This is a genomic window from Trichormus variabilis 0441 (assembly GCF_009856605.1).
Classification (GTDB): Bacteria; Cyanobacteriota; Cyanobacteriia; order Cyanobacteriales; family Nostocaceae; genus Trichormus; species Trichormus variabilis.
On the sequence record NZ_CP047242.1, the window covers coordinates 2,618,418 to 2,644,497 of the forward strand.

Below are 26,080 nucleotides of genomic sequence, written 5' to 3' on the forward strand. Positions count from 1 at the left end.
TTTGTAAACTAACTAAAATTGCATTTTCGGCTGAGATTGGTACATTAGTTACAGGCGGCAAGCCTAGAAAATGATATCGGTCTGCTTCACTAGACCCATATTTTTGTCAACCCTTCAATTATCTTTACTGTTAAAGCTTATGAACCCTGCCCTAACTAAAATTGGCGATCAAATGTCCAACCTGACTGGTGTACGAGCGATTATGAAGGACATTATCGAAACGTTGAAGTCTGGTGGAGGGCAGGATTTAATTAATTTAAGTGCAGGCAACCCGTTGATTTTGCCAGAGGTAGAACAATTATGGCGGGACTGCACAGCAGAACTCTTAGCAAGTCAAGAATATGGTGAAGTCGTTTGTCGTTACGGTTCTAGTCAAGGCTATGCGCCATTAATTGAGGCAGTTGTCAAAGATTTTAACCGTCGTTATGGTTTGAATTTAACCGATCGCAATGTCTTAATCACTCCAGGCAGTCAAACTCTCTACTTTTATGCTGCCAATGTTTTCGGCGGTTACACTGGCAACGGCGACCTCAAGCAAATTGTTTTACCCCTGAGTCCCGATTACACTGGCTATGGTGGTATTTGTCTAGTTCCCGAAGCTTTAGTTGCTTACAAACCATCTCTAGATATTGATGCAGCAGCACACAGCTTTAAATATCGCCCCGATTTTAGCCAGGTATCTATTTCCGAAAGCACTGGCTGCGTTATCTTCTCCCGCCCCTGTAACCCTACGGGTAATGTTCTCACCGATGACGAAGTGAGAAAAATTGCTGCCCTCGCCGCACCTTATAATGTGCCAGTGCTAATTGACTCAGCTTACGCTCCCCCATTCCCAGCGTTGAATTTCACAGATATGTCCCTGATTTTTGGGGAAAATATTCTTCATTGCACCAGCTTATCGAAAGCAGGTTTACCAGGGGAAAGAATTGGCATCGCCATTGGAAATGAAAGGTTAATTCAAGTCCTAGAATCTTTCCAGACTAATGCTAGTTTACATTCCTCACGCTACGGGCAGGCGATCGCAGCCCGTGCCATTAACTCTGGTGCATTGGCGCAAATCGCAGAACAAGTTATCCGTCCTTTCTATCAAAACAAATTCGCCATCGTCGAGAACGCTTTAGAAGCAGCCATGCCTAAAGAATTACCTTGGTTCCTCCATCGCGGTGAAGGTGCTATCTTTAGTTGGCTATGGTTACAAGATTTGCCCATCACCGATTGGGAACTGTACCAAGAACTGAAGAAAGTGGGAGTAATTGTCGTCCCTGGTAGTACATTCTTCCCTGGCTTAAAAGAAGAATGGGCGCACAAACACCAATGTGTCCGCATCAGCTTGACTGGTAGCGATACAGAAATCGCCCTTGGTATGCAGCGCCTAGCAAAAGCAGTCGAGCAAGTTTACCAGCGTACACCTGTTAGTGCCTAAGTCATGAAGCGTAAACAAGATAGTAAAGGGGCAGGGAGCAGGGGGCAGGGGGCAGGTGAGAAGAAGCAGGGGGCAGGGGGCAGGGGGCAGGGGGAAAAGAAACAGAAGAAGTCCCCAGTCCCCAGTCCCCAGTCCCCAGTCCCCGATCCTGACGAATGGCTACAAATTGGTAAAATCGTTTCCGCGCAAGGCTTATCTGGGGAAGTGCGAGTCTATCCTGACTCTGACTTTCCCGAACGCTTTGAAGTGCCGGGAACCCGATGGTTATTACGTCCGGGGCAAACGGAACCACAACCTATAGAATTGCTGCATGGTCGTTATCTGGAGAACAAAAACTTATATGTCCTCCAGTTAGCTGGTGTAGAAAATCGCACCCAGTCGGAAGAATTACGGGGTTGTATGTTGTTTGTGCCAGCGAGCGATCGCCCAGAACTAGGCGAAGATGAATATCATGTGGTCGATTTAATCGGCATGGAAGTATTCTTACAAACCTCCGGAGATTTGGTAGGGACTGTAGTTGATGTCATCCCGGCTGGCAATGATTTACTAGAAGTGAGCCTGCATGAGCCAGTTCCTAGCGACAAAAAACCAAAAACTGTGCTGATTCCCTTTGTCAAGGCGATCGCACCAGTAGTAGATTTAGAAACCCGCCGCATCGAAATTACTCCCCCGCCTGGGTTGTTGGAGTTAGGAAGCGGAGTGTGAGAGGAGGCAGGGGGGCAGGGAGCAGGGGGAGCAGGGGAGGTAGGGGGAGAAATACCCAACCCCAGTCCCCAGTCCCCAATCCCCAATCCCCAGTCCCTAGTCCCCAATCCCTAGTCCCTTACCTGATTACCTAAATAATTATTGAGATAACCCAACATTAATATTTTCGTTTCTGCTAACAGCAATTGACGCTTTGCGGGAGTCTGACTGGTAGCCAGCCATAGAAGATCACTTACTACTTTCACTACTACTAAGGCGATCGCTTGGCATTTTTCTGCATCTAGTTTGGGGTTGAGTTTAGCAAAGAAAGCAGCCAGTTCATCTACAATTCGATATTCATAGTTATCCATTGCTTCAATTGCTGAATATGTCATCAGGTTGAGCAATTGCTCATACACAGCACGATACCCCGGATGGCTGTTCATAAAATGATCGAACGCATCGATTACCCGATCAACATACGCTGCAACAGGTAATGTCTCTGCTTCTTTGGTGTGCAGTTGGGCAAACAGCTGATATTCCTGTTGAAAATATCGCACGGCTAAGGCTTTGAGAATGGATTCTTTATCGGGGAAGAACTGATACAAGGAACCAACAGGAACTTTAGCACGAGATGCGATCGCTCTTGTTGTTGTCTGCTCATATCCCAGCTCAATAAATAGTTCTTCGGCTGCACTCAGAATGTAATTAACTCGCTCCTGACTCCTCGCCTGCTGGGGTTGGCGGCGCATCTTGGAATTACTGGGAGAATTATTCGCTGTCATCAATCTAATTTCGCCCTTGACAAAACATGAACATTGTTCGTATATTTTAAATATGAATAATGTTCATATTTAATCAATTTTATTACTAGTAGCTCTTGCCATGCAAACGATAAATACTCACCCAGTTCAGCCGTTAAAACTCGACTCTGAAGTACAACGGCAGATGAATTTCCAGTTTTTGACGGCGATGAAAGCTTTTTTCACGTTACTGACAACAGAAGACAACATAGATGCGGTAGATGAACTTAGTAGCATCTTAATTCACAGCCGGGCCTTTGAATTGGCGGCGGAAAGTATGCAGACTGATCCTGACGTAGCGCATTTGATCAAAGAGCGATATTATGCGCCAGTCCACGACTTAGAACGGCTATTGCAATATCCGGAGGATTCTTTAGGTTATCTCTATGCCTCGACTCTCAAAGAATCTGGCTTTGAACGCATAGATCCTGAAATTATTGTCAATTCAGATACCGCTTACATTGAGCATCGCTGGCAGCAAACCCATGATATTTGGCATCTTGTTACGGGATTCAGCGCTAGTGGCATTGACGAAATTGGATTACAAGCCTTTTATCTAGCACAATTCCGTTTACCCTTAGCCAGTATGTTAATTGCCAATGCCTTGATGAGCGCCACCTTACTCGCTCCAGAAGACTTACCTCAGCTTCTCCAGACTATTGAACGAGGTTGGACAATGGGTTTAAAAGCCAAACCTTTATTCGCGCAAAAGTGGGAAGAAGCTTGGGAAAAACCTTTATCCCAGTGGCGGGATGAATTAAATATTCAAGCTTTTAATTAGATGGTGAAGGCAGGAGGGAAGAAGTTTAGAATATGAGTCGTGAAAATCAGAACAATAACAAACAATCTTCCTGTATCTGGTTTCGTCTCATCCGTAATACCTACCCTTGGTTATCATTACTCATACAAACTAGGCGAGTAATATTTTCCTGCGGTAATCATCAGATACGGGAACAAGTTCGTTTTTGGCAACTTTTTTATCGGTTGGACTTTGCCAGTCTCCTAGCGATCGCTATAGAATTAACCCAACCAGAATATTGGGCGTAAAAACATCACGTAAACCTTTGAGTTCCCAATCCCCAGTCCCCAATCCCCAAACACTTGAGAAAAATTACACATCGCGTTAAGCTTCCTTAGCGTAACTGCATACTTTTAACACCAGTTAATGACAAATCAATTCTCCCCGCAAATTCCCTCCTCTACTTGGAATCGTCCTATTGGCTTGGGTTGGGATAAACCTTATACTGTCCGCTATGCGAGTAATATTGATGATGGGCCTTGGCATGGGATGCCATTGGGTGGCTTTGGTGCTGGTTGCATTGGTCGTTCTTCGCGGGGAGACTTTAACCTATGGCATATTGACGGTGGTGAGCATATTTTCCAAAATTTTCCTGCCTGTCAATTTAGTGTATTTGAATCAAATGGCACTTCTTCCCAAGCTTATGCTTTATCTACCCAACCAACAGATGACGGAAGCTTGAAAAGTTGGCAGTGGTATCCAGCCTCAACCGCAACGCAAACCACCGGGACATATCACGCCTTGTATCCGCGTAGTTGGTTTGTGTATGAGAATGTGTTTCAGGCAGAGTTAACTTGTGAGCAGTTTTCCCCTATCTGGGCAAATAATTATCAAGAAACTAGTTACCCTGTAGCGGTATTTGTTTGGCAAGCTCATAACCCCACAAATGCGCCTATTACACTCAGTATTATGCTGACTTGGCAAAATATGGTGGGTTGGTTTACTAATGCGCTCAAATCTCCTGATGTGCGAGTGCGGGACGATGGTAGTCCAGTGTATGAGTATCAGCCGCGCTTGGGGGAAAGTGGGGGAAATTATAACTATTTAGATGAGAGTCCCCAACATCTTGGTTGCTTTTTGGGGCGGGTGGGGATGGCTGAACCTTTACAGGAAGGAGAGGGGAGTTGGTGCATTGTCACTCGGAAACATCCCCAAGTAGAGATTTTTCATCATACAAGATGGAATCCTGTCGGGACGGGTGAGGAAGTATGGCAGAGTTTTGCGGCGGATGGTTCCTTAGCTAACTATATAGATACTTCACCTGTGTCGGAGAATGAACAGTTAGGAGCTGCGATCGCTGTCCGTTTCACTCTGCAACCAGGAGAAACCCTAGAAATCCCCTTTGTGGTGAGTTGGGATTTACCTGTGACAGAGTTTGCGGCCGGTGTGAATTACTATCGCAGATATACAGACTTTTTTGGTAAAAGTGGTAATCATGCTTGGGCGATCGCAACTATTGCTCTAGAACAGTATCAAACTTGGCAACAACAAATCCAAGCTTGGCAAGACCCGATACTGAACCGGGACGATTTGCCCGACTGGTTCAAAATGGCGCTGTTTAATGAGCTTTATGACCTCACTAGTGGGGGGACTCTCTGGAGTGCAGCGACACCAAGCGATCCCATCGGTCAGTTTGCGGTGCTGGAGTGCTTAGATTACCGATGGTATGAAAGTTTGGATGTGCGGCTGTATGGTTCTTTTGGGTTGTTGCAACTGTTCCCAGAACTAGAAAAGGCTGTAATGCGGGCTTTTGCGCGGGCTATTCCCCAAGGAGATGATACCCCCCGTGTGATTGGTTATTACTACACCATTGGGGCAGAAAGTCCCATTGCTGTGCGTAAAACTCCAGGCGCAACACCCCACGATTTAGGCGCACCCAATGAACACGTCTGGGAGAAAACTAATTACACCAGCTATCAAGATTGCAATTTGTGGAAGGATTTAGGCTGTGATTTTGTCTTGCAAGTGTATCGGGATTTTCTCCTGACTGGTGCGGATGATGTCCAGTTCTTAAGGGATTGCTGGGATGCAATTGTAGAAACCCTGGATTATGTGAAAACCTTTGATTTAGATGGGGATGGGATTCCCGAAAATTCCGGCGCGCCTGACCAAACCTTTGATGATTGGCGTTTGCAAGGAGTTAGCGCCTATTGTGGTGGCTTGTGGATGGCTGCATTGGCAGCAGCGATCGCTATCAGTGACATCTTATTACAAAATCACCAAGATTCGGAAACTAAGGAAAAGCTGCTTCTACAAAAATCCACCTATGAAACTTGGTTAACGAAGTCCCTACCTATTTATCAAGAAAAACTTTGGAATGGTAAATATTATCGATTAGATAGTGAAAGCGGTTCCGATGTTGTTATGGCAGATCAATTGTGTGGACAGTTCTACGCTAATTTACTAGAGTTACCGGATATTGTACCAAGCGATCGCGCTATTTCTGCACTCCAAACTGTTTATGATGCTTGCTTCCTCAAGTTTTACGATGGTCAATTTGGTGCAGCTAATGGAGTACGTCCCGATGGTTCACCAGAAAACCCGAAAGCTACCCACCCCTTAGAAGTGTGGACAGGAATTAACTTTGGGTTGGCAGCTTTTCTAGTACAAATGGGGATGAAAGACGAAGGTTTCAGGTTGACACAAGCGGTAGTAGCGCAAATCTATAATAATGGCTTACAATTCCGCACACCCGAAGCCATCACCGCCGCCGGTACTTTCCGCGCTAGTACCTATCTCCGCGCTATGGCGATTTGGGCAATATATTTGGTGATTGGTTAGCAAGCTAGTGCGCGTCCAAATTGCATAACTAACGCGATGTGCGACTTATTCTTAAAACCCCTCTCCAACCTCTCCCCTGCAAGGAGAGAGGCTTTAATTATTACTCCCCTTCCCTTGTAGGGAAGGGGTTGGGGGTTAGGTCTGAGAGAAAGTTGCACACGGCGTTAACTACTAATAAGGGCTGTTAACAGTTGACAGTTAACAGCCTTCACGATGGATTTTGCAACTTAAAAGCAGAATAGCTCATTACATCAATCCCATAAAAATATAAAATTTTCCTTAAGTTTCTCATGGCAATAATGGAAAAAACTGGCCATTCTGATGAATAAATCCTGTTTTTTCCAAAAAAATTACAGCTTTTTCCGCTTGATTTATCTATATTTCCAAGTTTTCGTACATCGGTGAGGGGTGACAACTATCTTGCCAATATTATCGTTTTTGTTAGGTTGCTATGGGAAAAAATCTGTAACATGAGATACACAATAGCATTTATATTTGCCTTAGTATCTCTCTCTTGGGTGGGATTCGACATCCAATTTAAAAACCAGTGTTAACAATTTTCGGGTTTATTTTCCGGGAGTTTAATCAACCAAGGGAAAATGTAACTAATGTTTGAATATCTTTGGACACACACAGATTAAAACCAATTTTTACAGATGTCGATGTTACTCTCGTTCTTTAACAGTATTACTAAATTAAAATGGCATTAAATTTATGTTCATAGAGAACCTTTTGCAAATAAAAAAATAATTTTCCTGATTTTTTAAGAAAATTACTGTTGTAATAAATTAAAGGTGATTTAACAAACTATAGATAGTTATTTAAATTAACTATCTACTTTTACCATTAAGTGAACTTACTCATGAATAATCAACATCAATTAAAAATAAAGTTCATGAATACTGGTTAAAGATTCAGTTAAATTTGAGAAAATACAGGAATAAGTTTTCATCCAAATACGATTTTTTTAGCAGATACATTAGCAATCAATCAAAATGCTGATGTTAGATTTATTTGCCGAGAACTAAGCCAAGAGTTTACACACTAAACAGAAATTAAACTATGAATCCCTCTTCGTCGTTAAGAGTTCAGGGAGGGCTGCAAAAAGATCCCAGTGATCAGCTATCTCCCACTCCAGAAGTGGCTATCCTCAATCTTTTGAGGTTAGTTGCAGGGGATACGAGTCTAGTTTCAGAGTTGAGCCAAAACTGGGTAGTTCGTGAGTTTCAACTAGGTGATGAACTGGCAAATTATGTTGTAGATGCAGCAACTACAGATAGTAGTAATGTTATTTACTTAGTTTGTCAAGGCAGAGTTCGTTTATTAGGGTTTAATCAAACTCTGGGGCGAGAAGTTTCCACTCAATTGGTGTCGGCTGAACAAACTTTTGGGGCAGATCATTTCTTTTGTCAGCAAACATTACCATATCGAGCGATCGCCGCTAGTGATGGCTTTGTTCTTTCTACGACAATTGCTGAATTAAAACCTTGGTTACAGGCTATCCCCCAACTCAAAAATTACTTGCAGCGCTTAACCAGTGAACGCCAAACACTGATATTTTTTAAAATTTATACTAAATTACATTCTCTCAAGAGTAAAAAACTCCAAGAATTACTACCTTATTTAATCGCTAAACACATCCCGAACGGCACAACCTTATCAGAAGCAACTCCACCGGAAAAAGGACGTTTTTGGCTAGGGAGTGGTCAAGTACAATCAATATCAATAGCAAGTTTTTTGCCAGTGGTGGGGGATAGTTGGGGATATCCCGAATCCACCTTACCAGATGGAACAGCGCAGACAGATTTGCTAGTTTACCAACTGTCTGTGGAAAATTGGGATTTGGCAAGAGCGATCGCTCCCGATTACTTTACTGAAAGCTATCAACCAATAGAACCACCTGTAGAGGTGGTTAATGTTATCCCGACTGATAGTAAACCACAAATAGCTTTACCCAAGTTGCAGAATTTACGATCGCCTACAGCGCCAGCCACATCCGACATCGAAGATATCGACTTTCCCCAAGGAGTCAAACAACACAAATCACGGTCGTCCTACTCCTACCCATTTATTCAACAACAAAGTTCATCAGACTGTGGTGCAGCTTGTTTGGCGATGATTAGCCAATATTGGGGTAAGCGCTTAAGTCTGTATAGTTTGAGGAATTTAGCCCAGGTAGACCGTACTGGCGCATCTCTTGAAGGTTTGACAGTAGCAGCCCAAACCTTGGGTTATGATGTGCTAGCAGTGCGGGGAAGCTTGCAGAAATTAGAGTGGCACTATAACCCTTGGGTTGCCCACTGGCAAGGAAATCACTATGTAGTAGTGTGGCAGATTAAAGGCGATCGCATCCTGATTTCTGACCCGGCTGTAGGTAGGAAATGGCTGTCACGTCCGCAATTTGAAACGAGTTGGACAGGCTACGCCCTATTATTAGACCCCACAGAACGTTTTCAAGCCCTCAAAAGTGAAAAATTTTCTCTTGGTCGCTATGGGCAAACATTGTGGAATTATCGGACAGTACTTAGGCAAATAATTCTGGCCTCCTTATTGGTACAAGTTTTTGGATTGGCAACTCCCCTGTTTACTCAGGTGATTCTCGACCAAGTCATGCCTATCAAAAACTTGCCGAATTTGCATATATTTGCGTTCAGCTTTTTATGTTTGGGTATCTGGCGGACTGTGTTAACGACACAACACCAACACTTACTAGATTATTTTGCTAACCGCATAGATTTAAACTTGATTGGCAACTTTATTAACTATACGTTGCAGTTACCCTTACAATTTTTCGCCTCCCGCCAGGTAGACGACATTATTAGCCGCGTTCAAGAAAACCGGAAAATTCAACTGTTTATTAGCCGTAGGGCAATTGCGGCGGCGGTAGATATGTTGATGGTGGTGACTTATCTGGGGTTGATGACCTATTACAGTTGGCAACTCACTCTTTTAGTTTTGAGTTGGATCATCCCCGTAGTGATTTTAACTGTAGTTGCCAGCCCCTATCTCAAGCAAGCATCAAGAGAAATTTCTCAGGAATCCGCCAGACAACACTCCTCAATGGTAGAGATGATGACTGGGGTAGCGACAGTCAAAACAGCCACCGCCGAACGTCCTTTGCAGAAGTATTGGGAAGAACGGTTTTTAAAAATGTTAAAGGCGCGGTTGCGGGGACAAAAGTTAGCCCATCGTTTACAAGTGACGCGGACGTTAATTAATCACGTTGGTAGCACCCTGGTTTTATGGTTTGGGGCTACTTTGGTGATGGGTGGGAAAATGTCCTTGGGACAGTTTGTGGCTTTCAATATGCTGACTGGAAATGTGACTCATCCAGTTTTGTCATTAGTTGGGTTATGGGATGAGTTTCAAGAAATCTTGATTTCCGTGGAACGACTCAATGATGTTTATGCGGCTGTCCCAGAAGCCAGTTCTCAAACAACTTTACTTGTGATGCCGCCAATTCGGGGCGAAGTACGATTTGAGAATGTATCGTTTCGTTATAACTCGTTTCAAGAACGCAACGCCTTACAAAATATCTCTTTTGGAGTCAAACCCCAACAAACTATCGGTATTATTGGCCAAAGTGGTTCGGGTAAAAGTACTTTAGCCAATTTATTAGCGGGTTTATATCGCCCTGATACAGGCAGAATTTTGATTGATGGACATGATATGGCTGGGGTGTCGCCCCAATCCTGGCGGACTCAGGTGGGGTTAGTAGCACAAGACAGTTTTCTCTTTTCGGGAACGATTTTAGAAAACATTACTTTGCACGATCAAGAACTGAGTTTAATCCAAGCGATCGCCGCCGCCAAGTTATCCGGCGCACACGATTTTATCCAAGCCTTACCTCTGGGTTACGATACCCCAGTGGGAGAACGAGGTTTCATGCTTTCTGGGGGACAAAGGCAAAAAATTGCGATCGCCCGTGCTTTGGTGAGAAATCCCAAAATTTTGATTTTAGATGAAGCCACTAGCGGTTTAGATGCAGAATCAGAACGCCGCTTTCAACAGAATTTAACCCAGATTAGTCAAGAACGCACTACTTTTATAGTTTCTCACCGTCTTTCCACTGTGCGCTATGCTGACCATATTTTTGTCATAGACCAAGGAATGGTGATTGAACATGGCACTCATCAAGAACTAATGGCGATCGCTGGTCTTTATCACCACTTAGCTCAACTGCAACTATAGTTGTTTCGTCAGTTGTCAATAGTTTTATTTTCCCCATGCCACAGGGTCTTACATTTGTAAGCACCTATCAATGTATCTTGCCTATTCTTTTTTCAAATTGGTATGACTCATATAAAGAATACTACCTTTTACTGCCATATCATAAAATCGCAAAAGTGACAAAAGTGCTGGTAACGGTTTCCTAATTTTGTAAAAAAACCTTGACACTTTTATAGAAAATTTTCCGGATGTATAGTTGCAACAATATTATCTACATCATAAATCTAGTGCAAATTTATATCCGTATACCATTGGTCAGCAACCATTAGCATTTATATATCAATGTGAAAATTTTACTGAACTTTTATCAGCTAATTTTTCACGTTAAATAATTGCTTATCAACCTATTTAGTGGTAAATTCTCTTAGTAGGTTTAAAGTCTCAAACGCACAGTAGGCGAGGGGTCTAACCCCTCATTACCTAGTAAAAAATGCTCAAAATCCCTATCGATATAGCGTATAACTCAACATTAAAAATATTCAGTAAAATTGAGTAATAAAATTCTGATAACGGGTGACATTCATGAAAAAAGATAGTATAAATACTAATATGACTCTGAATAGAGTATGGAGAAGCAATGATAATGTTAAAGATTAAAATACATACAGAAACTCTACTGCTTCGCCTATACTTAAGTAAGTGAAAATTTAATAAATTAATCAGGGATAAAAATTACAAAACTTGTTGGGTGAATAACAGTAATTTTTATTTACGTAGGGGTATAAACAGACATTTGATTGTCATCACACTAAACAATAAGGGGCAGTTGAGAGATGAAGCTAAAACGTGATTATACTGATAGGAATTTAGCTTTAAAAATCCCACTACTTAATAGTAATAATGTCGCTTTATTATCTAATAACCCAGCAAAGATATTTACAAGTATCAAAACGCCCACGGAATAATTACCAAGTTCGTCATTCAACATAACTACTAAGGTTTATTAATTCACGCAATCGCTGAGATACTTTCATCCAAAACAACAACAAACATGAACCAAAATACTACAGGCATAACCAACTACAACAAAGCTATCAATCCTCAACAATTTGACAAAGTGGTTGAAGCAATTCTGGCTGGTAAATACTCTTGGGCTTGTGTTCTCATGCTGCGCTTTGCTGGGTACAATCCCATGCACTACATTCCCTACCGCACATATAACCGCTTACTCAAAGAAAACTCCGAAGCTAGCAAAGTACAGCAACCGCAACACGATAATCTAAAAAACAGTCAAGTAGCTGCTGTTTCTAGGTCTAATACTAATATGCCGTCCAGTTGCTTAAGTAAAATTAAAGACTTAGCTTATCTGGAGGTGGTGGGCAAGCAAACAACAGAAATTCATGGTGGTAATTTAGATCAGTGGTTAACAGAACAAGTTCATGAGTTTCAAGATATGTACTTGGAACCACAAGCAATATCCAATCAAGACATTACCTTCAAACTATCTGACCTAGATTTTATTCATAATTGAAGAAAATCTCCCCCAAGCCACGACTAACTAGCAAGTGTCCGCCGAGCAGTCAGGGCAGAGGCTAACAAAGAGATGCCGCTCATGAGCAGGCTAATACCGACGTATAGACCCATCAGCCAGATAGCACTGAAGGGCCAGCGATTCAGCACCATGATACCCAAAATTAGAGTAACGACTCCGTTTAACGCCACCAGCCAAGACATCCTGTGTCCTGCTCGGTGGGTAAACGCCATAATGATGGTAAAAATACCCTCAACAACAAATAAAATACCAAAAGCTAAGGTCAACGCTAGTAGCGCGAATTTCAGATTCAACAGAATGTAAATACCTGCAATAGTGTAAAAAATACCCACGATCAAATTCAGCCAGAACCCTCTTACTGGTTTTGATGGAAACGACTCAACAATCATCACAACGCCACTAATCAGGGTAATCCAACCAATGAGGGATGTAAAAAATGCTGAGGCTATGCCAGGCATTAGAATCGCTAGAACACCTAAAATAATCAGACCAACGCTTAGAGCAATTACCCATCCAGTCGATTTTTGGATATCTACTTCAGATTGAAAATCACTAGTCATAAGACTCACCTCGTTTTTTCACAACGTATTTAGCTTGTAACTGAGATTGAAACAGCCAGCCTCAAGCTAGGAAACGCGGGAGGTTGAGTCTAACTGTAGAAATTTGACATCAATACCGAAAAATCAATGCAATTCGCTGATAAATGGATAGTACTTCATCATCCACAATGGCAACCTTTCCCCCCTTAGCCAAGACAACTTCGATAATTTCATCGACAGCATCATCCATCACATCTGTCCCGCCTGGTTGATCCACTAACTCAAACCTGCCGTCTTCAGTTAATATCGCTGGTACATGGTAGTTTTTTTCAACTAAAAGCAATTTCCCCCGACCTTCGTGTGCTAATCGCCACACTTCCCCAATTGTAGAAACGACGCTTTGAGTACCCATCGCGTCGTCTAATGCCTGAAGTGCCTCAGCTTGTTGCGCCTCCTGAACGGACTGCATAATTGACCACACCTGAGGAGTCAATTCGTGAATAGTCGCTCTATCAAAATTGCCTCTCAAAGTTCCAGCGTAAGCGTAGCCCCTCGGAGACATCGCTTGAGTATTTTGAGAAACTTCTTGGAAGAAAGATATTTGCCGCTCAACCCCTCCCACAATCAACGGTAGTGAGTCATTCTCATAGAGCGTCAATGCACTGTTTACCTGCTGAAAAAATCTGCGATACCTATCGTCTCGATAGCTAGAATCAGTCTCATAGGGAAGCGGGGTGGTGGCTCCAGGGCCTGTCATTTGCATGGGGAAGTTTTCATCGTTAACCTCCTCAAGGGTTTCTCCTGTCCCAGCTAACAAGCGGGTGGATGCCTGACTCAACAGCAAAACCCAATAACGATGCTCCCGATGCCTTCCATAGACCAAATCTCGTGTTGCAAAGGTTTGATCAATCACAACCCTTGCAGGTACAGGAAAAGGCAGGTAATAAAGCTTGGCAAAGTCATGGCTGACATATAGTGCCAACCCATCTAGGGTGTGGGGGTAGTCAATCTCGCTCACCAGAGTTTCGAGCTGCTTTAACAATGGTTCTAACTGGCGGCTAGTAAATTCTTTGTCAAGCCGCTTTGTTGCCTCACTTACCAGATTTTTCACCAGAATGGGATCTTGTTTGTTATCGGGTGATGTGCGATGAGTCGGCAATAGGATAGAAAGTGCTGGAACCTTAGTCAAAGACTGCAACTGCTTGAGATCCTGATGAGTGATCATGGATATCTCTTCTCAATTTTTAGTAGTGGTTCAACTGCTTCAAATGTTAAAGACAGTACCACTCGTCATTCCTCTACCCAAAATAGGAGATTGCATCCACAGTTTTATTGACAAGTAATTAGCGATCGCATCTGTACGACTATACTAGGACACCTCAGTGTAGTGAAGAAATGCCAAGATAAAGTAGGCGGATTCTCAAGGAAGCTCCGCCTATCACAACAAACAACAACACTATGAACTAATTCATCATGGCAGTGATTGGGCGTACTTTAAAATACTTTTTGTATAAAGTGCATTGAAGTTATGAACAAACTGCATAAACAATAAGATAGGTAAGAGCTTACCCTGTAAACACCACAGATAACTGCTACCCTCTGTGCATCTCCCCCCGGTTCAATAGTTGTGCGCGCTCTACTCAAGTCGTTTATTTAGCGGAAATATTCTCTTGGGGATTGAATCTATCTATGTAACCAAAACTAAACACATGAGTTCACAGAAATGAAAGTAGCGTATAAACCAGTATTAAATGCCATCATCATGGGTTTGGTCATAGTAGGAGCAACATCTGACAAACCTGGACTGGCTTCTTCTGTAACCCTGGAAGAAGGGGCTAAATTAGAAATACCTACACCGACAATTGTGTCACAAAGCCAAGGAGTGTATCGGAGCGATCGCTTTCTGTTTCGGTTTACCTATTCCTCCAAAGATTTTGTCATAGATAATGATATCTCTACACCTTCAAATGGTATTGATGCTCCTGTAGAAGCTCTTGACATATGGACTAAACAGCACGCTCAGGAAATTCGCGCCGGAGCCTATGAAGGTGGTACCGAATACCCTGCTAATGTCAGCATTAGAGTTTACAACAACACAAAAAAATTATCCTTACAGCAATGGGTTAAACAGAGTAATCAATTTACCATGAGCCGCGATTTCAAAATTGCCAGAATTGCTGGTAAAACTGGAATCAAATTTCAGTCTAGTGGCTTATATGAAAGCGAAAGTGTTGTCTTTATGAACCCTAAAGATACTCAGATTATAGTTGTATCATTATCGAAAAATAGTACTAATGATGATGCAGTTTATCGCAGAGCTTACCAACAAATTGTTAACTCTTTCATTTTTGTTAACAGATAGAAAACTTTACTAATTAACAATTCCTATATATAAGTAGGACGACTTGCAAAAAACAACCTAAGTTCGTAGTCAGGACTTTAGTTCTGGTTTGAGAACTTTAGTTCTCACTACAAACATTTAATTATTTACCCTGTTCTACCTAAACTAATTAAGCTAAGTGCATAAACACAATCTTTAATAATTCTGCACGGGTAAAAGGTTTAGTGAGATATCCAGATGCACCAGCTAATCTAGCCCTTACTTTATCAACTAATCCTTTATAACTCGTCACGAATATAATCGGCGTATTTTTGAACATAGAATTATTGCGGATAATCTTACACAATTCATAACCATCAATACCAGCCATATTCAGATCCAGTAAAATCAAGTCTGGTTTGTGTCTGATAATTGACATAGCAGCCTTGAGCGGATCATTGATAGTGATTACCGTGAAATTTTCACTTTCTAAAAAATAGCTAATTTCCTTGAGAATTGTTGGACTATCATCTACAGAAACGATTTTATAAACTTGTCGAGTAGTTCTGGTAGCAGGCGTTACTCTTTCCGGAATAGAATTTGTGGTATTTGATAATGTTAGTTCCTGATGGCTTGCTTTGGCAGGAGTATAACCTTGTGGTAATCGCACCACAGGAGCTAAATTATCTACTGCAAGAATTGGGGTGATTGGTGTAGCATTACTACTGAGTTCTACAACTGTATCTACTAATTTCCTACTCAGGAATGCAGTTGTGTATTTAGGAGTTAATGTTGATTCTGCTAGAATTTTGGGTAATTGATCAAATGGTGGATCTGGTTCATGTAATATAATCTCTCCGGTGAGGATGTAAGGATATAAATTTTGAGCCAACTGGATTTCATCTTGATTCATAATTATAGCTAGATGGCGCAAGCTGAAACCCTTCATCCAATAAGTCAGTTTTGGTTGCAGTTCTGGAGAATTCTTACTGTTAATCAACAGATAGGGACGTTGATAGGGTGATGTGATTTTCGGTAAGTAAGATTGCCAATTTTGTAATCTGATTTGACACCGTTCCATTACTTTGGCTGCATCAAGTCGGCAAATTCCCGATACTTTCTCCAGTGAATTACTTAACTCATAATTGCCATTTTTGATTAACAGAAATGATTCAATTACATCCTTAACTAATTCTTGAATTAGCATCGTGGCCTGTGCAGTATCTAAATATTCTTGCTCGACAAGCCAATGAACAGCCTGGTAATCAGGGGGCTGAATAGTATCGCTGGAATTTTGCCCTTCGGCTTCAAACAGCAAGCGTAACTGTACCCGAATTTCATTCGTCACTTGAGGAAATTGTTGACTGAGGCGGCGCAAATGGCGTTCTAATCTATCGAATGGTTCTACAGAATGAGTAGCATAGGTGATTGTTCCATCCTCTAAGTAAATTGACCAAGTGACTGAGTTGCTAAAAGCTTTTAAACAAGTGGTGTCAAAACAACTAGATAAATGTCTTAACAAACCCTGAGGACTTAGTGCTGTAAATGTGCCGTGATAGTTCATATTGTTAATTACTTTTGTCAAAAGATACAGGATTTATGTCCGGATTTGGAGCTTTTACTATGAGATATTCATGATATTTGGATATTTTTTTAGGTTTTTCTGGAGTGAAGACAGACAAATCTTTTACTAACTAGAAACTTTAGGCACTCAAGAGGATGTAAACTTGCAAACTATGTACTGAAGTCTTATTCTTTTAACAATTTTCACATTCAAGTTTCCTTCGTCACATTAGGTATTTTATTCATGGTGATTAATTTAATTAGCAATTTATTTTCTATATAGAAAACCAAAAATTCCACACAAAATCTTTAAAAATTTATGTAGGCAAAATCAAACTATTTATTATATTCTGTGGTTGCTCTATATAAATTTTGATAGATGGATTAATGTCTCGAATGGAAACCGATGATTTATTTTTGACTCTACATTTTGATTAAGATTTCCTTAAATCTGTAGAGCTTTCGGTGAGAAGGATCTTTATTAATGAAGATTAAACCAGCTACCGCCAAACATCTACCTGTGGTCTTGTCGGCTTCGGCTGTGGAAACTATATACTTTGAAAAAAGGAAAATAGAGCTTTGGACTATAACATAACACAAAACGTTATGAATGATACTTTGACCCTAGATGAAGTAGTAGAGTTTGCTGAGAACCCAGAACCACGCTGTCCTTGCGTGTTGTTGCTCGATACATCTGGCTCCATGCAAGGTGCTGCTATAGAAGCTCTAAATCAGGGCTTGCTCAGTTTGAAAGATGAGCTGATGAAAAATTCCATAGCAGCCAGACGGGTAGAAATTGCGATCATTACTTTTGATAGTCATATCAATGTAATACAAGACTTTGTAACTGCCGATCAATTTAACCCACCAATTCTGACAGCGCAAGGATTAACCAGTATGGGGGCTGGTATTCACAAAGCGTTGGACATGGTACAAGAGCGCAAATCGTTGTATCGTGCCAATGGTGTTGCTTATTATCGTCCTTGGGTGTTTATGATTACTGATGGTGAACCACAAGGTGAACTAGATCATTTAGTAGAACAAGCAGCGTTGCGTTTACAAGGTGATGAGGTCAATAAACGTGTGGCATTTTTCAGCGTAGGTGTGGAAAATGCGAACATGACAAGGCTGAACCAAATAGCTGTCAGAACGCCTCTGAAACTCAAAGGACTGAACTTTATTGAAATGTTTGTTTGGCTATCGGCTAGTATGTCGGCAGTTTCTCATTCGCAAATTGATGAGCAGGTAGCGCTACCGCCGATTGGCTGGGGATCTATCTAATAGGAGTTGCACCTTACACAGCTAGCTGACACAACAAACTATATGAAAACATCAAAACAGAACCCTCATTGGCAGGTAGTCGCCGCTTCTGTCTGTGGAACAAGCCACATGAAAACTAAGCAGTTGTGTCAGGATGCTCACCACTGGCAATTATTGCCGGGGAATGTTTTGGTGGCGGCGGCCGCAGATGGGGCGGGTTCTGCAAGTCAAGGGAAAGTTGGCGCGATGGTGGCGGTAGAAACAGCGATTGAGAGTTTATCGCTGAAAGATATTACCAGAGATTCCCTGGCTGATGATGAAACTGTGCGATCGCTCTTAACTGAGGCTTTGCTGGCTGCGAAGAAAGCTGTGGAAGATGAAGCAGCAGCTTGTCAAAAACAGCCTCAGGATTTAGCGACTACCTTAATTATTGCGATCGCCTCACCAGAAATGGTAGCAGCTGCACAAATCGGTGATGGGATGGCAGTAGCTAAGGATCATTTGGGCAACTTACTGGCACTAACCATCCCAGACAACGGCGAATACATTAACGAGACAACTTTTTTAACGTCACCAGGTGCGTTAGAAACGGCACAGATGCGATTATGGCGCGAAACCATCGTCAACATCGGACTCCTCACCGATGGGCTGCAAATGCTGGCTTTAAATATGGTTGTTAGTGAACCTCACAAACCCTTCTTTTTTCCGTTATTCGACTTTGTAAAAAACGCCGAAGATCAAGCAGAAGCAAAAGAGCAGCTAGTCAAGTTTCTAGGCTCTGAGCGAATTACACAACGTACTGACGATGATTTAACGCTGATTATAGGAGCCTTTAATCATTTGTAAAGGTGTGTCAGTGGTCAGTTGTCAATAGTGTTCTTCTCTCCCTGCCCCCTGCTCCCTGCCCCCTGCCCCTGCCCTTCTTATACCCTTAACCGTAACTTAATCATGAAGGTACTACGTTATCTTCCTCAGGAAGAGATTATCAGCCTCAGCGTGAGTTTGGGGCGTGGCGGTGAAGCGTGCATTTATGCTGTACCGTCGGCGGGTGATTGTGTGGCAAAGATTTATCACAAGCCGACAGTTGCCCACGCCAGCAAACTCCGGGCGATGCTGGCTAACCCGCCGGAAAATCCTACGGCTAGTTTGGGTCATATTTCCATTGCTTGGCCGCAAGAATTATTATGGGGAGCAGATGAAAGCGAACGCGTCATTGGCTTTTTGATGCCGCGTATTCGGGGGATGCGTCCTATCATCGACTTTTACAACCCCCGGACTCGCCGTCAACACTGTCCTTTATTTAATTATCAGTACCTACTGCGGACAGCGCGGAATTTGGCGGCGGCTTTTGCGGCTTTACATAATAGCGGCTATTCTGTAGGCGATGTCAACGAATCGAACATTTTGGTAAGTGACACAGCCCTGGTTACCTTGGTAGATACGGATTCTTTCCAAGTATGTGACCCTGATAATGATCTTGTTTATCGTTGCCCGGTAGGGAAACCAGAGTTTACCCCACCAGAACTACAGAATAAAATCTTTGCTCATCACGATCGCCAAGCTACTCATGATTTATTTGGTTTAGGGGTGCTAATCTTCCAACTGCTGATGGAAGGTACGCACCCCTTTTCTGGCATTTATCAAGGCATTCCTGAACCACCACCTTATGAAGCCAGAATTGCGTCGGGACATTTCACTTATAGTAAGAAACGGCAAGTACCTTACCTACCTACTCCTATCGCCCCGCCTTGGGAAATTCTCCACCCCAGCTTACAAGCGCTGTTTATTCGTTGTTTTGAGGATGGTCACAACGAACCCCAACTGCGCCCTAATGCCCAAGCTTGGCTATCGGCTATAGCTGAGGCTGAAGATTCCCTGACTACCTGTACAGTTAATTCTCAACATCACTACAGCAATCACCTGCACAGTTGCCCTTGGTGCGAACGTGCTTTACGCTTGGGTGGTCGTGACCCGTTTCCTTCGGTGCAAGCGATTGAAAATAGAGAACATCTCCGTCCCCGCATCCCCACCAAGAGACGCTACGGCCACGGCAATCAGCCTGTTAACTTGCCGCAGCCAGTGATGCCGATGTACCAAAGCAACTGGCACTCACCCACCCCCAGTTTTTCACCTTACCGCAATCGCTGGAAAGGGAAGTTTTATCCGGTAGTTTTTTGTTTGTTGGGTTTTGGGGTTTTGGGATACTTGGATGTGGTGACAAAGTTCACCAGTCCTTTGGTATCGCGCAATAATTATGCTCAACAAGCGCTGATGCCTAAACAAGCTAATAGTAATACCGCCCTGAGTTTTGCAGAGTATTATCAACAGGGTCATGCTGCTTACCAAGTGCGTGATTATAAACAGGCAGTAGATAACTTCACCCATGCCATTCAGCAGGAACCAACAAACGCCAAAGCTTTGGTGAACCGAGGTAATGCGCGTTATAACCTGAAAGACTATGAAGGTGCTTTAGCCGATTACACTGTAGCTTTGCAAATTAATCCCAATGAAATCAAAGCTTTTGTGAATCGGGGTAACTCCCGCTTGATGCTGGCTGAATATAGTAATGATCCTGACCAACAGTATAGATTAGCGATCGCCGACTTTAATCACGCCCTGAAACTCAACGAGAAGGAAGCCGAAGCTTATATCCGCCGGGGAATTGTCCGGTCACAAATGGCTAAATATAGCAGCGATACCATTAAAGATTACCAAGAAGCGATCGCCGATTTTGACCAAGCCCTGAAACTTAACCCCGCTAAAACCGAAGCTTACTTTCAGCGTGCTTCTGTCCGCTATCTCATTGCCCAATATACAGGTGATTCGACCAAGGAATATGATCAGGCGATCGCAGATTTTGATCAAGCATTAAAAATTAACGACAAACTAGCCAAAGTGTATCTCAAACGTGGTATGGTGCGCTACGAATTAGCACAAATTACTAGTAATAAATCTGATGCCAATAATGCCAAAGCTCTTGCAGATTTACAGCTAGCCGCCAAACTTTCTTTAGAACAAGAAGATACGGAAAGTTATCAACAAGCACTCAGCAGTATCTGTATCATTGAGGAAAGCAAATGTAATGCTTTATTCCAAAGCTCTACAATGCGAGGATATGCCAGCACCGACTTGACAGCAAAACAGTAATTAATTGTTAGTTGTCAGTTGTCAGTTGTCAGGTGTTAATAATCAATCATTTACATCGTCATTCGATTTATACCAATTGGCAAAAGAATGGGACAAATGAACCATCTGTAGAGACGCGATTCATCGCGTCTTCTTCACCCAAGGATGTGTTGCAATCATTAATTGAATTGGTATTAATTTTTGTTGGCTTAGTTTGTGCCTACACTGAAAAAATCAAGTGTATATAGGGTGTGTTATCACTTAGGGTAACGCACCCTACGTGTATTGTAAAATTCCAGGCAATGTTCAATATTTCATCGTTCATAATTTATCCCAAAACCTTTTATTCTTCACCACTGACAACTGACCACTAACAACGGACAACTAATAATTAATTCATTCACTAAGCTTTCATATCTAAAAGATTTATATTTACTTATTCTTTATACAAAGGCTCAGAAAAACAGTTAGATTATGTACGGAGAAAAATAAAAGAGAAGTAAATTTTTCTCCCATCCATGTGCATCCTCTTCATCCCGATATTCAAAAATTAATCTAACTGCAAATCCCCAAGGTAATTGTATGAAAGCGGTGATTTTGGCTGGAGGGCTTGGTACACGCCTCAGTGAAGAAACCAGTATCAAGCCTAAGCCGATGGTAGAAATTGGTGGTAAGCCAATTCTTTGGCACATCATGAAAACTTATTCTGCCCACGGCATTAATGATTTTATTATTTGTTGTGGTTACAAAGGTTACGTGATTAAGGAGTATTTTGCTAACTACTTCTTACATATGTCTGATGTAACTTTTGATATGCGTTTTAACCAAATGAATGTCCATTCTGGTTACGCTGAACCTTGGCGTGTCACATTGGTAAACACAGGTGATCATACTATGACTGGTGGACGCTTAAAGCGTGTCCGCGAACATCTGGGTAATGATACTTTTTGTTTTACCTATGGTGACGGTGTATGTGATATTAATATCACCGAATTAATTAAGTTTCATCAAGAACAAAAGAGTTTAGCAACCCTGACAGCAGTCCAACCAGCAGGGCGTTTCGGCGCAATTTCTCTGGGATACGAACAAACTAAAATAACTAGTTTCCGGGAAAAGCCCGAAGGTGATGGTGCTTGGATTAACGGTGGTTATTTTATCTTAGAACCAGAAGTTATAGATTTAATTGCTGATGATGCTACCGTTTGGGAGAAAGAACCACTAGAAAAGTTAGCAGATATGGAAGAATTATCTGCTTTTAAACACAGTGGTTTTTGGCAACCAATGGATACATTGCGCGATAAAAACTATCTAGAGGAGTTATGGAAGAATAACCAAGCTCCTTGGAAGGTTTGGTAATTAAAAGTACACGGAATTCAAAAAAATATTTTGGCATTTTGTCCCTTCTAATTTTGACTTCCGTTGTAAGGTATTGTTGACTGATTTAGTGTAATTTTTGCAGTAATAACAATGTACGATTTTACCATTGTTGGTGGGGGCATAGTTGGGTTATCCACAGGGATGGCTTTAGGTAAGCGTTATCCCCAAGCAAGAATTTTAGTATTAGAAAAAGAAAGCCAGTGGGCATTTCACCAAACTGGTAATAATAGTGGTGTAATTCACTCTGGAATTTATTACAAGCCTGGTAGTTTTAAAGCTAAATTTTGCCGTGATGGTAGAGACTCAATGGTAAAGTTTTGCCAGGAGTATGGCATCGACCATGAGGTTTGTGGCAAGGTAATTGTAGCGACAAATGGGCAGGAGTTACCACGCCTAGAAAACCTTTACCAACGCGGCTTAGAAAATGGCATAGAAGTTCAAAAAATTAGCCCCGAAGAAGTTAAGGAAATTGAACCTCACGTTAAATGTGTAGCGGGGATTCGGGTATTTTCAACTGGCATTGTAAATTATAAGCAAGTTTGCCTAAAATACGTCGAATTGATTCAACAACAAGGCGGAGATTTAAGGCTTAATACCAAAGTTTTGAAAATTTGCCCCAGTGGTAAAAATCACGTACTGGAAACCAATAAAGGCAATTTTGAAACCAGATTTGTGATCAATTGTGCCGGATTGCACAGCGATCGCATCGCTAAGTTAGGTGGAGTACAACCAAGCGCAAAAATTGTCCCCTTCCGGGGAGAATATTACGAACTCACCCCCGAAAAACGGTATTTGGTCAAAACACTCATTTACCCGGTTCCTAACCCCGAATTTCCCTTCCTCGGTGTCCATTTCACGCGGATGATTGACGGAAGTGTCCACGCTGGGCCGAATGCAGTGTTGAGTCTGAAGCGCGAAGGGTACAAAAAAACCGACTTTGACCTGAGAGACTTTGCGGAAGTCATGACCTACCCTGGTTTCTGGAAACTTGCAGGCAAACACGCCGACGAAGGTATCCAAGAAATCATTCGTTCCTTCAGCAAAGCCGCTTTCACCAGAAGTTTGCAAAATCTGATTCCCGAAGTCCAAGCGGAGGATTTAGTCCCCACCCATGCAGGGGTACGCGCCCAAGCTTTGATGGATGATGGCAAACTTGTAGACGACTTCTACATCGTTCCTGGTGAAAACTCCATTCATGTTTGCAATGCACCTTCACCAGCCGCGACTTCTTCCTTAGAAATTGGCAAAGCGATCGCTGCACAAATCCCCCAGCAATCACACCTTGAGAATGCGGTGATTGCATAGATAGTTAGGCAGGGGTAGGGGTCACTACTCAACCCTCCCCACTCTCCATTAACCAATATAGAGAATTTGACACAAATGAAAATTTTAGTAACCGGAACCGAAGGATATTTAGGTTGTTTATTGCCTTCTTTGTTAATTGGCAAAGGACATGAAGTAATTGGTGTAGATACTGGTTACTACAAAGTAGGCTGGCTATACAACGGTACTCCAATAACAGCGAAAACCCTCAATAAAGATATCCGCCACATCACCCCCGAAGACTTAGAAGGTGTAGAAGCGATCGTTCACATGGCGGAACTTTCCAACGACCCCACCGGACAATTAGCACCAAATATCACCTACGACATCAATCATATAGGTTCAGTCCGTTTGGCTAACCTAGCGAAAACAATGGGCGTACGGCGCTTCGTCTATATGTCTTCTTGTAGTGTGTATGGTGTTGCTACTGAAGGTGATGTCACAGAAGCATCCCCAGTTAACCCCCAAACAGCCTACGCAGAATGCAAAACCCTTGTAGAAAGAGATGTCACACTTTTAGCCGATGATGACTTCTCCCCTACCTTTATGCGTAACGCTACTGCTTTTGGTGCTTCTCCCAGAATGCGCTTTGATATTGTGTTGAACAACTTAGCAGGTTTGGCTTGGACTACCAAAGAAATCAAAATGATTAGTGATGGTACTCCTTGGCGGCCATTAGTCCATGCACTAGATATCTGCAAAGCCATAGTTTGTGCTTTAGAAGCGCCTCGTGATATTGTTCACAACCAAGTCTTTAACGTTGGCGATACTACAAACAACTACCGCGTCAAAGAAATTGCCCAAATCATCGCCGATACTTTCCCAGGATGTAAATTGTCCTTCGGTGATAATGGTGCAGATAATCGCAGTTACCGCGTATCTTTTGAGAAAATCAACACTGTTTTACCAGGATTTAAGTGTGATTGGGATGCACAAAAAGGCGCTAGACAATTATTTGATTTGTTCAGTCAAATAGATATGACTGAAGACACCTTCTTGTTTAGAGGCTTTACACGCTTGAAGCAGCTAGAATACCTCATCCGGACTGAACAAATTAACCAAGATTTCTTCTGGAATGTTAAGTAACACCTAAAAGTGCTTGGTCATTAGAGATTTGTAGTAAGGGCTTAAACCCTCGAATTTTCAATCAAGTAGGGCTAGAGCTTTTACTACTAATCTATCAAAATTCATGAGATGCGCTACAGGCTGATTTGAGATTAACTCCTTAACCGCAGCTTCTATCACAAAAATATCATTTTTAGCATTTTCTATTCTTATCCAAGTATCAGTCTCTCGGATTCTTATTCTTGATTATGAGCAAATTATTAACAATTGCCATTCCTACTTATAATCGTGCTAAGCTGCTTGACCAACAGTTAGCATGGCTGGCAAATGCTATCAAGGGATTTGAAGAATATTGTGAGATATTAGTTTCTGATAATTGTTCTACTGATAATACTCAAGGCATTATCCAAAAATGGCAGCATCAACTAAATAACGTCACCTTTAAGTCTAACAAACATTCAAAAAATTTAGGCGTAATGAAAAACATTATGTACTGCCTAAGTTCTGCGGAAACACAATATGTTTGGACAATTGGCGATGATGATCCTATACAAGATAGGGCTATTGCCTATGTCATCAATAAGATCAAACAGCATCAAAATTTAGGATTAATCTTTCTCAACTTTTCTGGTCGCAATAAAATTACTAATCAACCAGTATTCCCACCAACAATTATTGGGAATCGTTGGTTTGATGCTGATTGTGAAGATGGGTGTAGAGATAGTAAAGAAGTTTTTGAACATTGTTTTGCTAAAAGTGTAGGTGCAGTTATCTTCCTGAGTGCTAGCATCTATCGTACTGATTTGGTTAAGCAAGCTCTACAAAATTGGCCAGATGCAGCCAATAATTGGATATCTTTAGCATATCTGGCTGGTTATTGTGCTGCTAACGGTAATGTAATTGTCACAAAAGAAAATTTCTTAGAGTGTATTGTTGGTGTGAGCTATTGGCAGAAAGAGCCGAAATCAGCATTATTAATGCAATACAAACACATCCCCGAAGTGATTTTAAAACTTCGAGAAATTGGATATTCTAACCAATTTTGTCGGCAGATGCTTTTGCATAATTCTAAAGAAGTAGACTTGAAAGTTTTCTTGGGTGCTTTAAGAAGATGGCCAATATCTGCTGTTAAAACAGTTATCCCCTTTGTGGCTTTAGTGAGTTTGTCTGCTTTTGAAATGATGCCTTTTAAAGAGATAAGGGTTGCTGAAAATAGTGAGCCAATATCTCAACAATCCTCGGCAAACAACGATAGAAAATCACTCCAAAAATTACTGAATAAATAAAATTAGGTG

19 protein-coding genes are annotated in these 26,080 nt (G+C 41.9%); 15 read left to right on the forward strand and 4 right to left on the reverse strand.

Going from position 1 to position 26,080, the window contains the following annotated elements; translation table 11 throughout:
- Positions 1 to 139 precede the first annotated feature (139 nt).
- Both GSQ19_RS10715 and rimM read left to right on the forward strand, forming a co-directional pair.
- Positions 140 to 1,423, forward strand: coding sequence for a valine--pyruvate transaminase (locus tag GSQ19_RS10715; protein WP_011317937.1), 1,284 nt, complete (start codon positions 140 to 142; stop codon positions 1,421 to 1,423).
- A 3-nt stretch (positions 1,424 to 1,426) separates the two neighbouring features.
- Positions 1,427 to 2,128 carry a ribosome maturation factor RimM gene (gene rimM, locus GSQ19_RS10720; protein ID WP_011317938.1) on the forward strand — a complete coding sequence of 234 codons (702 nt, stop codon included), beginning with the start codon at positions 1,427 to 1,429 and terminating at the stop codon, positions 2,126 to 2,128.
- A gap of 110 nt (positions 2,129 to 2,238) precedes the next feature.
- Here the strand turns inward: rimM and GSQ19_RS10725 are convergent, their stop codons facing one another.
- Positions 2,239 to 2,892, reverse strand: coding sequence for a TetR/AcrR family transcriptional regulator (locus GSQ19_RS10725; protein ID WP_011317940.1), 654 nt, complete (start codon positions 2,890 to 2,892; stop codon positions 2,239 to 2,241).
- Positions 2,893 to 2,992: 100 nt separating this feature from the next.
- On the opposite strand from GSQ19_RS10725, the gene GSQ19_RS10730 reads away from it, so the two are divergent.
- The 5 genes from GSQ19_RS10730 to GSQ19_RS10750 all read left to right on the forward strand — a co-directional run bounded on the left by GSQ19_RS10730 (position 2,993) and on the right by GSQ19_RS10750 (position 12,191).
- Positions 2,993 to 3,691, forward strand: coding sequence for a Coq4 family protein (locus GSQ19_RS10730; RefSeq protein WP_011317941.1), 699 nt, complete (start codon positions 2,993 to 2,995; stop codon positions 3,689 to 3,691).
- A 32-nt stretch (positions 3,692 to 3,723) separates the two neighbouring features.
- Complete coding sequence (locus tag GSQ19_RS10735; RefSeq protein WP_011317942.1) at positions 3,724 to 3,957, forward strand: hypothetical protein; 234 nt, start codon at positions 3,724 to 3,726, stop codon at positions 3,955 to 3,957.
- A gap of 118 nt (positions 3,958 to 4,075) precedes the next feature.
- On the forward strand, positions 4,076 to 6,490 hold the full coding sequence (locus GSQ19_RS10740; RefSeq protein ID WP_011317943.1) for a GH116 family glycosyl hydrolase: 2,415 nt from the start codon (positions 4,076 to 4,078) through the stop codon (positions 6,488 to 6,490).
- A gap of 1,062 nt (positions 6,491 to 7,552) precedes the next feature.
- Complete coding sequence (locus GSQ19_RS10745; RefSeq protein ID WP_011317944.1) at positions 7,553 to 10,681, forward strand: cysteine peptidase family C39 domain-containing protein; 3,129 nt, start codon at positions 7,553 to 7,555, stop codon at positions 10,679 to 10,681.
- 1,030 nt (positions 10,682 to 11,711) lie between these two features.
- Entirely contained in the window at positions 11,712 to 12,191 is a 480-nt protein-coding gene (locus tag GSQ19_RS10750) for a HetP family heterocyst commitment protein (RefSeq protein WP_011317945.1), read from the forward strand.
- 23 nt (positions 12,192 to 12,214) lie between these two features.
- On the opposite strand, the gene GSQ19_RS10755 is transcribed toward GSQ19_RS10750, so the two are convergent.
- Entirely contained in the window at positions 12,215 to 12,772 is a 558-nt protein-coding gene (locus tag GSQ19_RS10755; protein ID WP_011317946.1) for an HdeD family acid-resistance protein, read from the reverse strand.
- A gap of 109 nt (positions 12,773 to 12,881) precedes the next feature.
- A complete protein-coding gene (locus GSQ19_RS10760) occupies positions 12,882 to 13,976 on the reverse strand; it encodes an AOC03_06830 family ribosome hibernation factor (protein WP_011317947.1) in 1,095 nt (364 codons plus the stop codon).
- Between the two features lie 498 nt (positions 13,977 to 14,474).
- Between GSQ19_RS10760 and GSQ19_RS10765 the strand changes: the two genes are divergently transcribed.
- Positions 14,475 to 15,113 (forward strand): hypothetical protein, encoded by a 639-nt coding sequence (locus tag GSQ19_RS10765; protein WP_011317948.1) that lies wholly within the window; start codon positions 14,475 to 14,477, stop codon positions 15,111 to 15,113.
- A gap of 148 nt (positions 15,114 to 15,261) precedes the next feature.
- On the opposite strand, the gene GSQ19_RS10770 is transcribed toward GSQ19_RS10765, so the two are convergent.
- A complete protein-coding gene (locus tag GSQ19_RS10770) occupies positions 15,262 to 16,635 on the reverse strand; it encodes a response regulator (protein ID WP_011317949.1) in 1,374 nt (457 codons plus the stop codon).
- A gap of 605 nt (positions 16,636 to 17,240) precedes the next feature.
- Between GSQ19_RS10770 and GSQ19_RS10775 the strand changes: the two genes are divergently transcribed.
- The 7 genes from GSQ19_RS10775 (at position 17,241) to GSQ19_RS10805 (ending at position 26,071) form a co-directional block, all read left to right on the forward strand.
- Positions 17,241 to 17,915 (forward strand): vWA domain-containing protein, encoded by a 675-nt coding sequence (locus GSQ19_RS10775; protein ID WP_011317950.1) that lies wholly within the window; start codon positions 17,241 to 17,243, stop codon positions 17,913 to 17,915.
- A gap of 42 nt (positions 17,916 to 17,957) precedes the next feature.
- Positions 17,958 to 18,740, forward strand: a complete 783-nt coding sequence (locus GSQ19_RS10780; protein ID WP_011317951.1) for a PP2C family serine/threonine-protein phosphatase — start codon at positions 17,958 to 17,960, stop codon at positions 18,738 to 18,740.
- 102 nt (positions 18,741 to 18,842) lie between these two features.
- Positions 18,843 to 21,041, forward strand: coding sequence for a tetratricopeptide repeat protein (locus GSQ19_RS10785; protein WP_011317952.1), 2,199 nt, complete (start codon positions 18,843 to 18,845; stop codon positions 21,039 to 21,041).
- A 561-nt stretch (positions 21,042 to 21,602) separates the two neighbouring features.
- Positions 21,603 to 22,376: a glucose-1-phosphate cytidylyltransferase gene (gene rfbF, locus GSQ19_RS10790; RefSeq protein WP_011317953.1), complete on the forward strand. Its 774-nt coding sequence runs from the start codon at positions 21,603 to 21,605 to the stop codon at positions 22,374 to 22,376.
- Between the two features lie 111 nt (positions 22,377 to 22,487).
- Positions 22,488 to 23,702 carry an L-2-hydroxyglutarate oxidase gene (lhgO, locus tag GSQ19_RS10795; RefSeq protein ID WP_011317954.1) on the forward strand — a complete coding sequence of 405 codons (1,215 nt, stop codon included), beginning with the start codon at positions 22,488 to 22,490 and terminating at the stop codon, positions 23,700 to 23,702.
- Between the two features lie 75 nt (positions 23,703 to 23,777).
- A complete protein-coding gene (locus GSQ19_RS10800; protein ID WP_011317955.1) occupies positions 23,778 to 24,806 on the forward strand; it encodes an NAD-dependent epimerase/dehydratase family protein in 1,029 nt (342 codons plus the stop codon).
- A 227-nt stretch (positions 24,807 to 25,033) separates the two neighbouring features.
- On the forward strand, positions 25,034 to 26,071 hold the full coding sequence (locus tag GSQ19_RS10805; RefSeq protein ID WP_011317956.1) for a glycosyltransferase family 2 protein: 1,038 nt from the start codon (positions 25,034 to 25,036) through the stop codon (positions 26,069 to 26,071).
- Positions 26,072 to 26,080 lie beyond the last annotated feature (9 nt).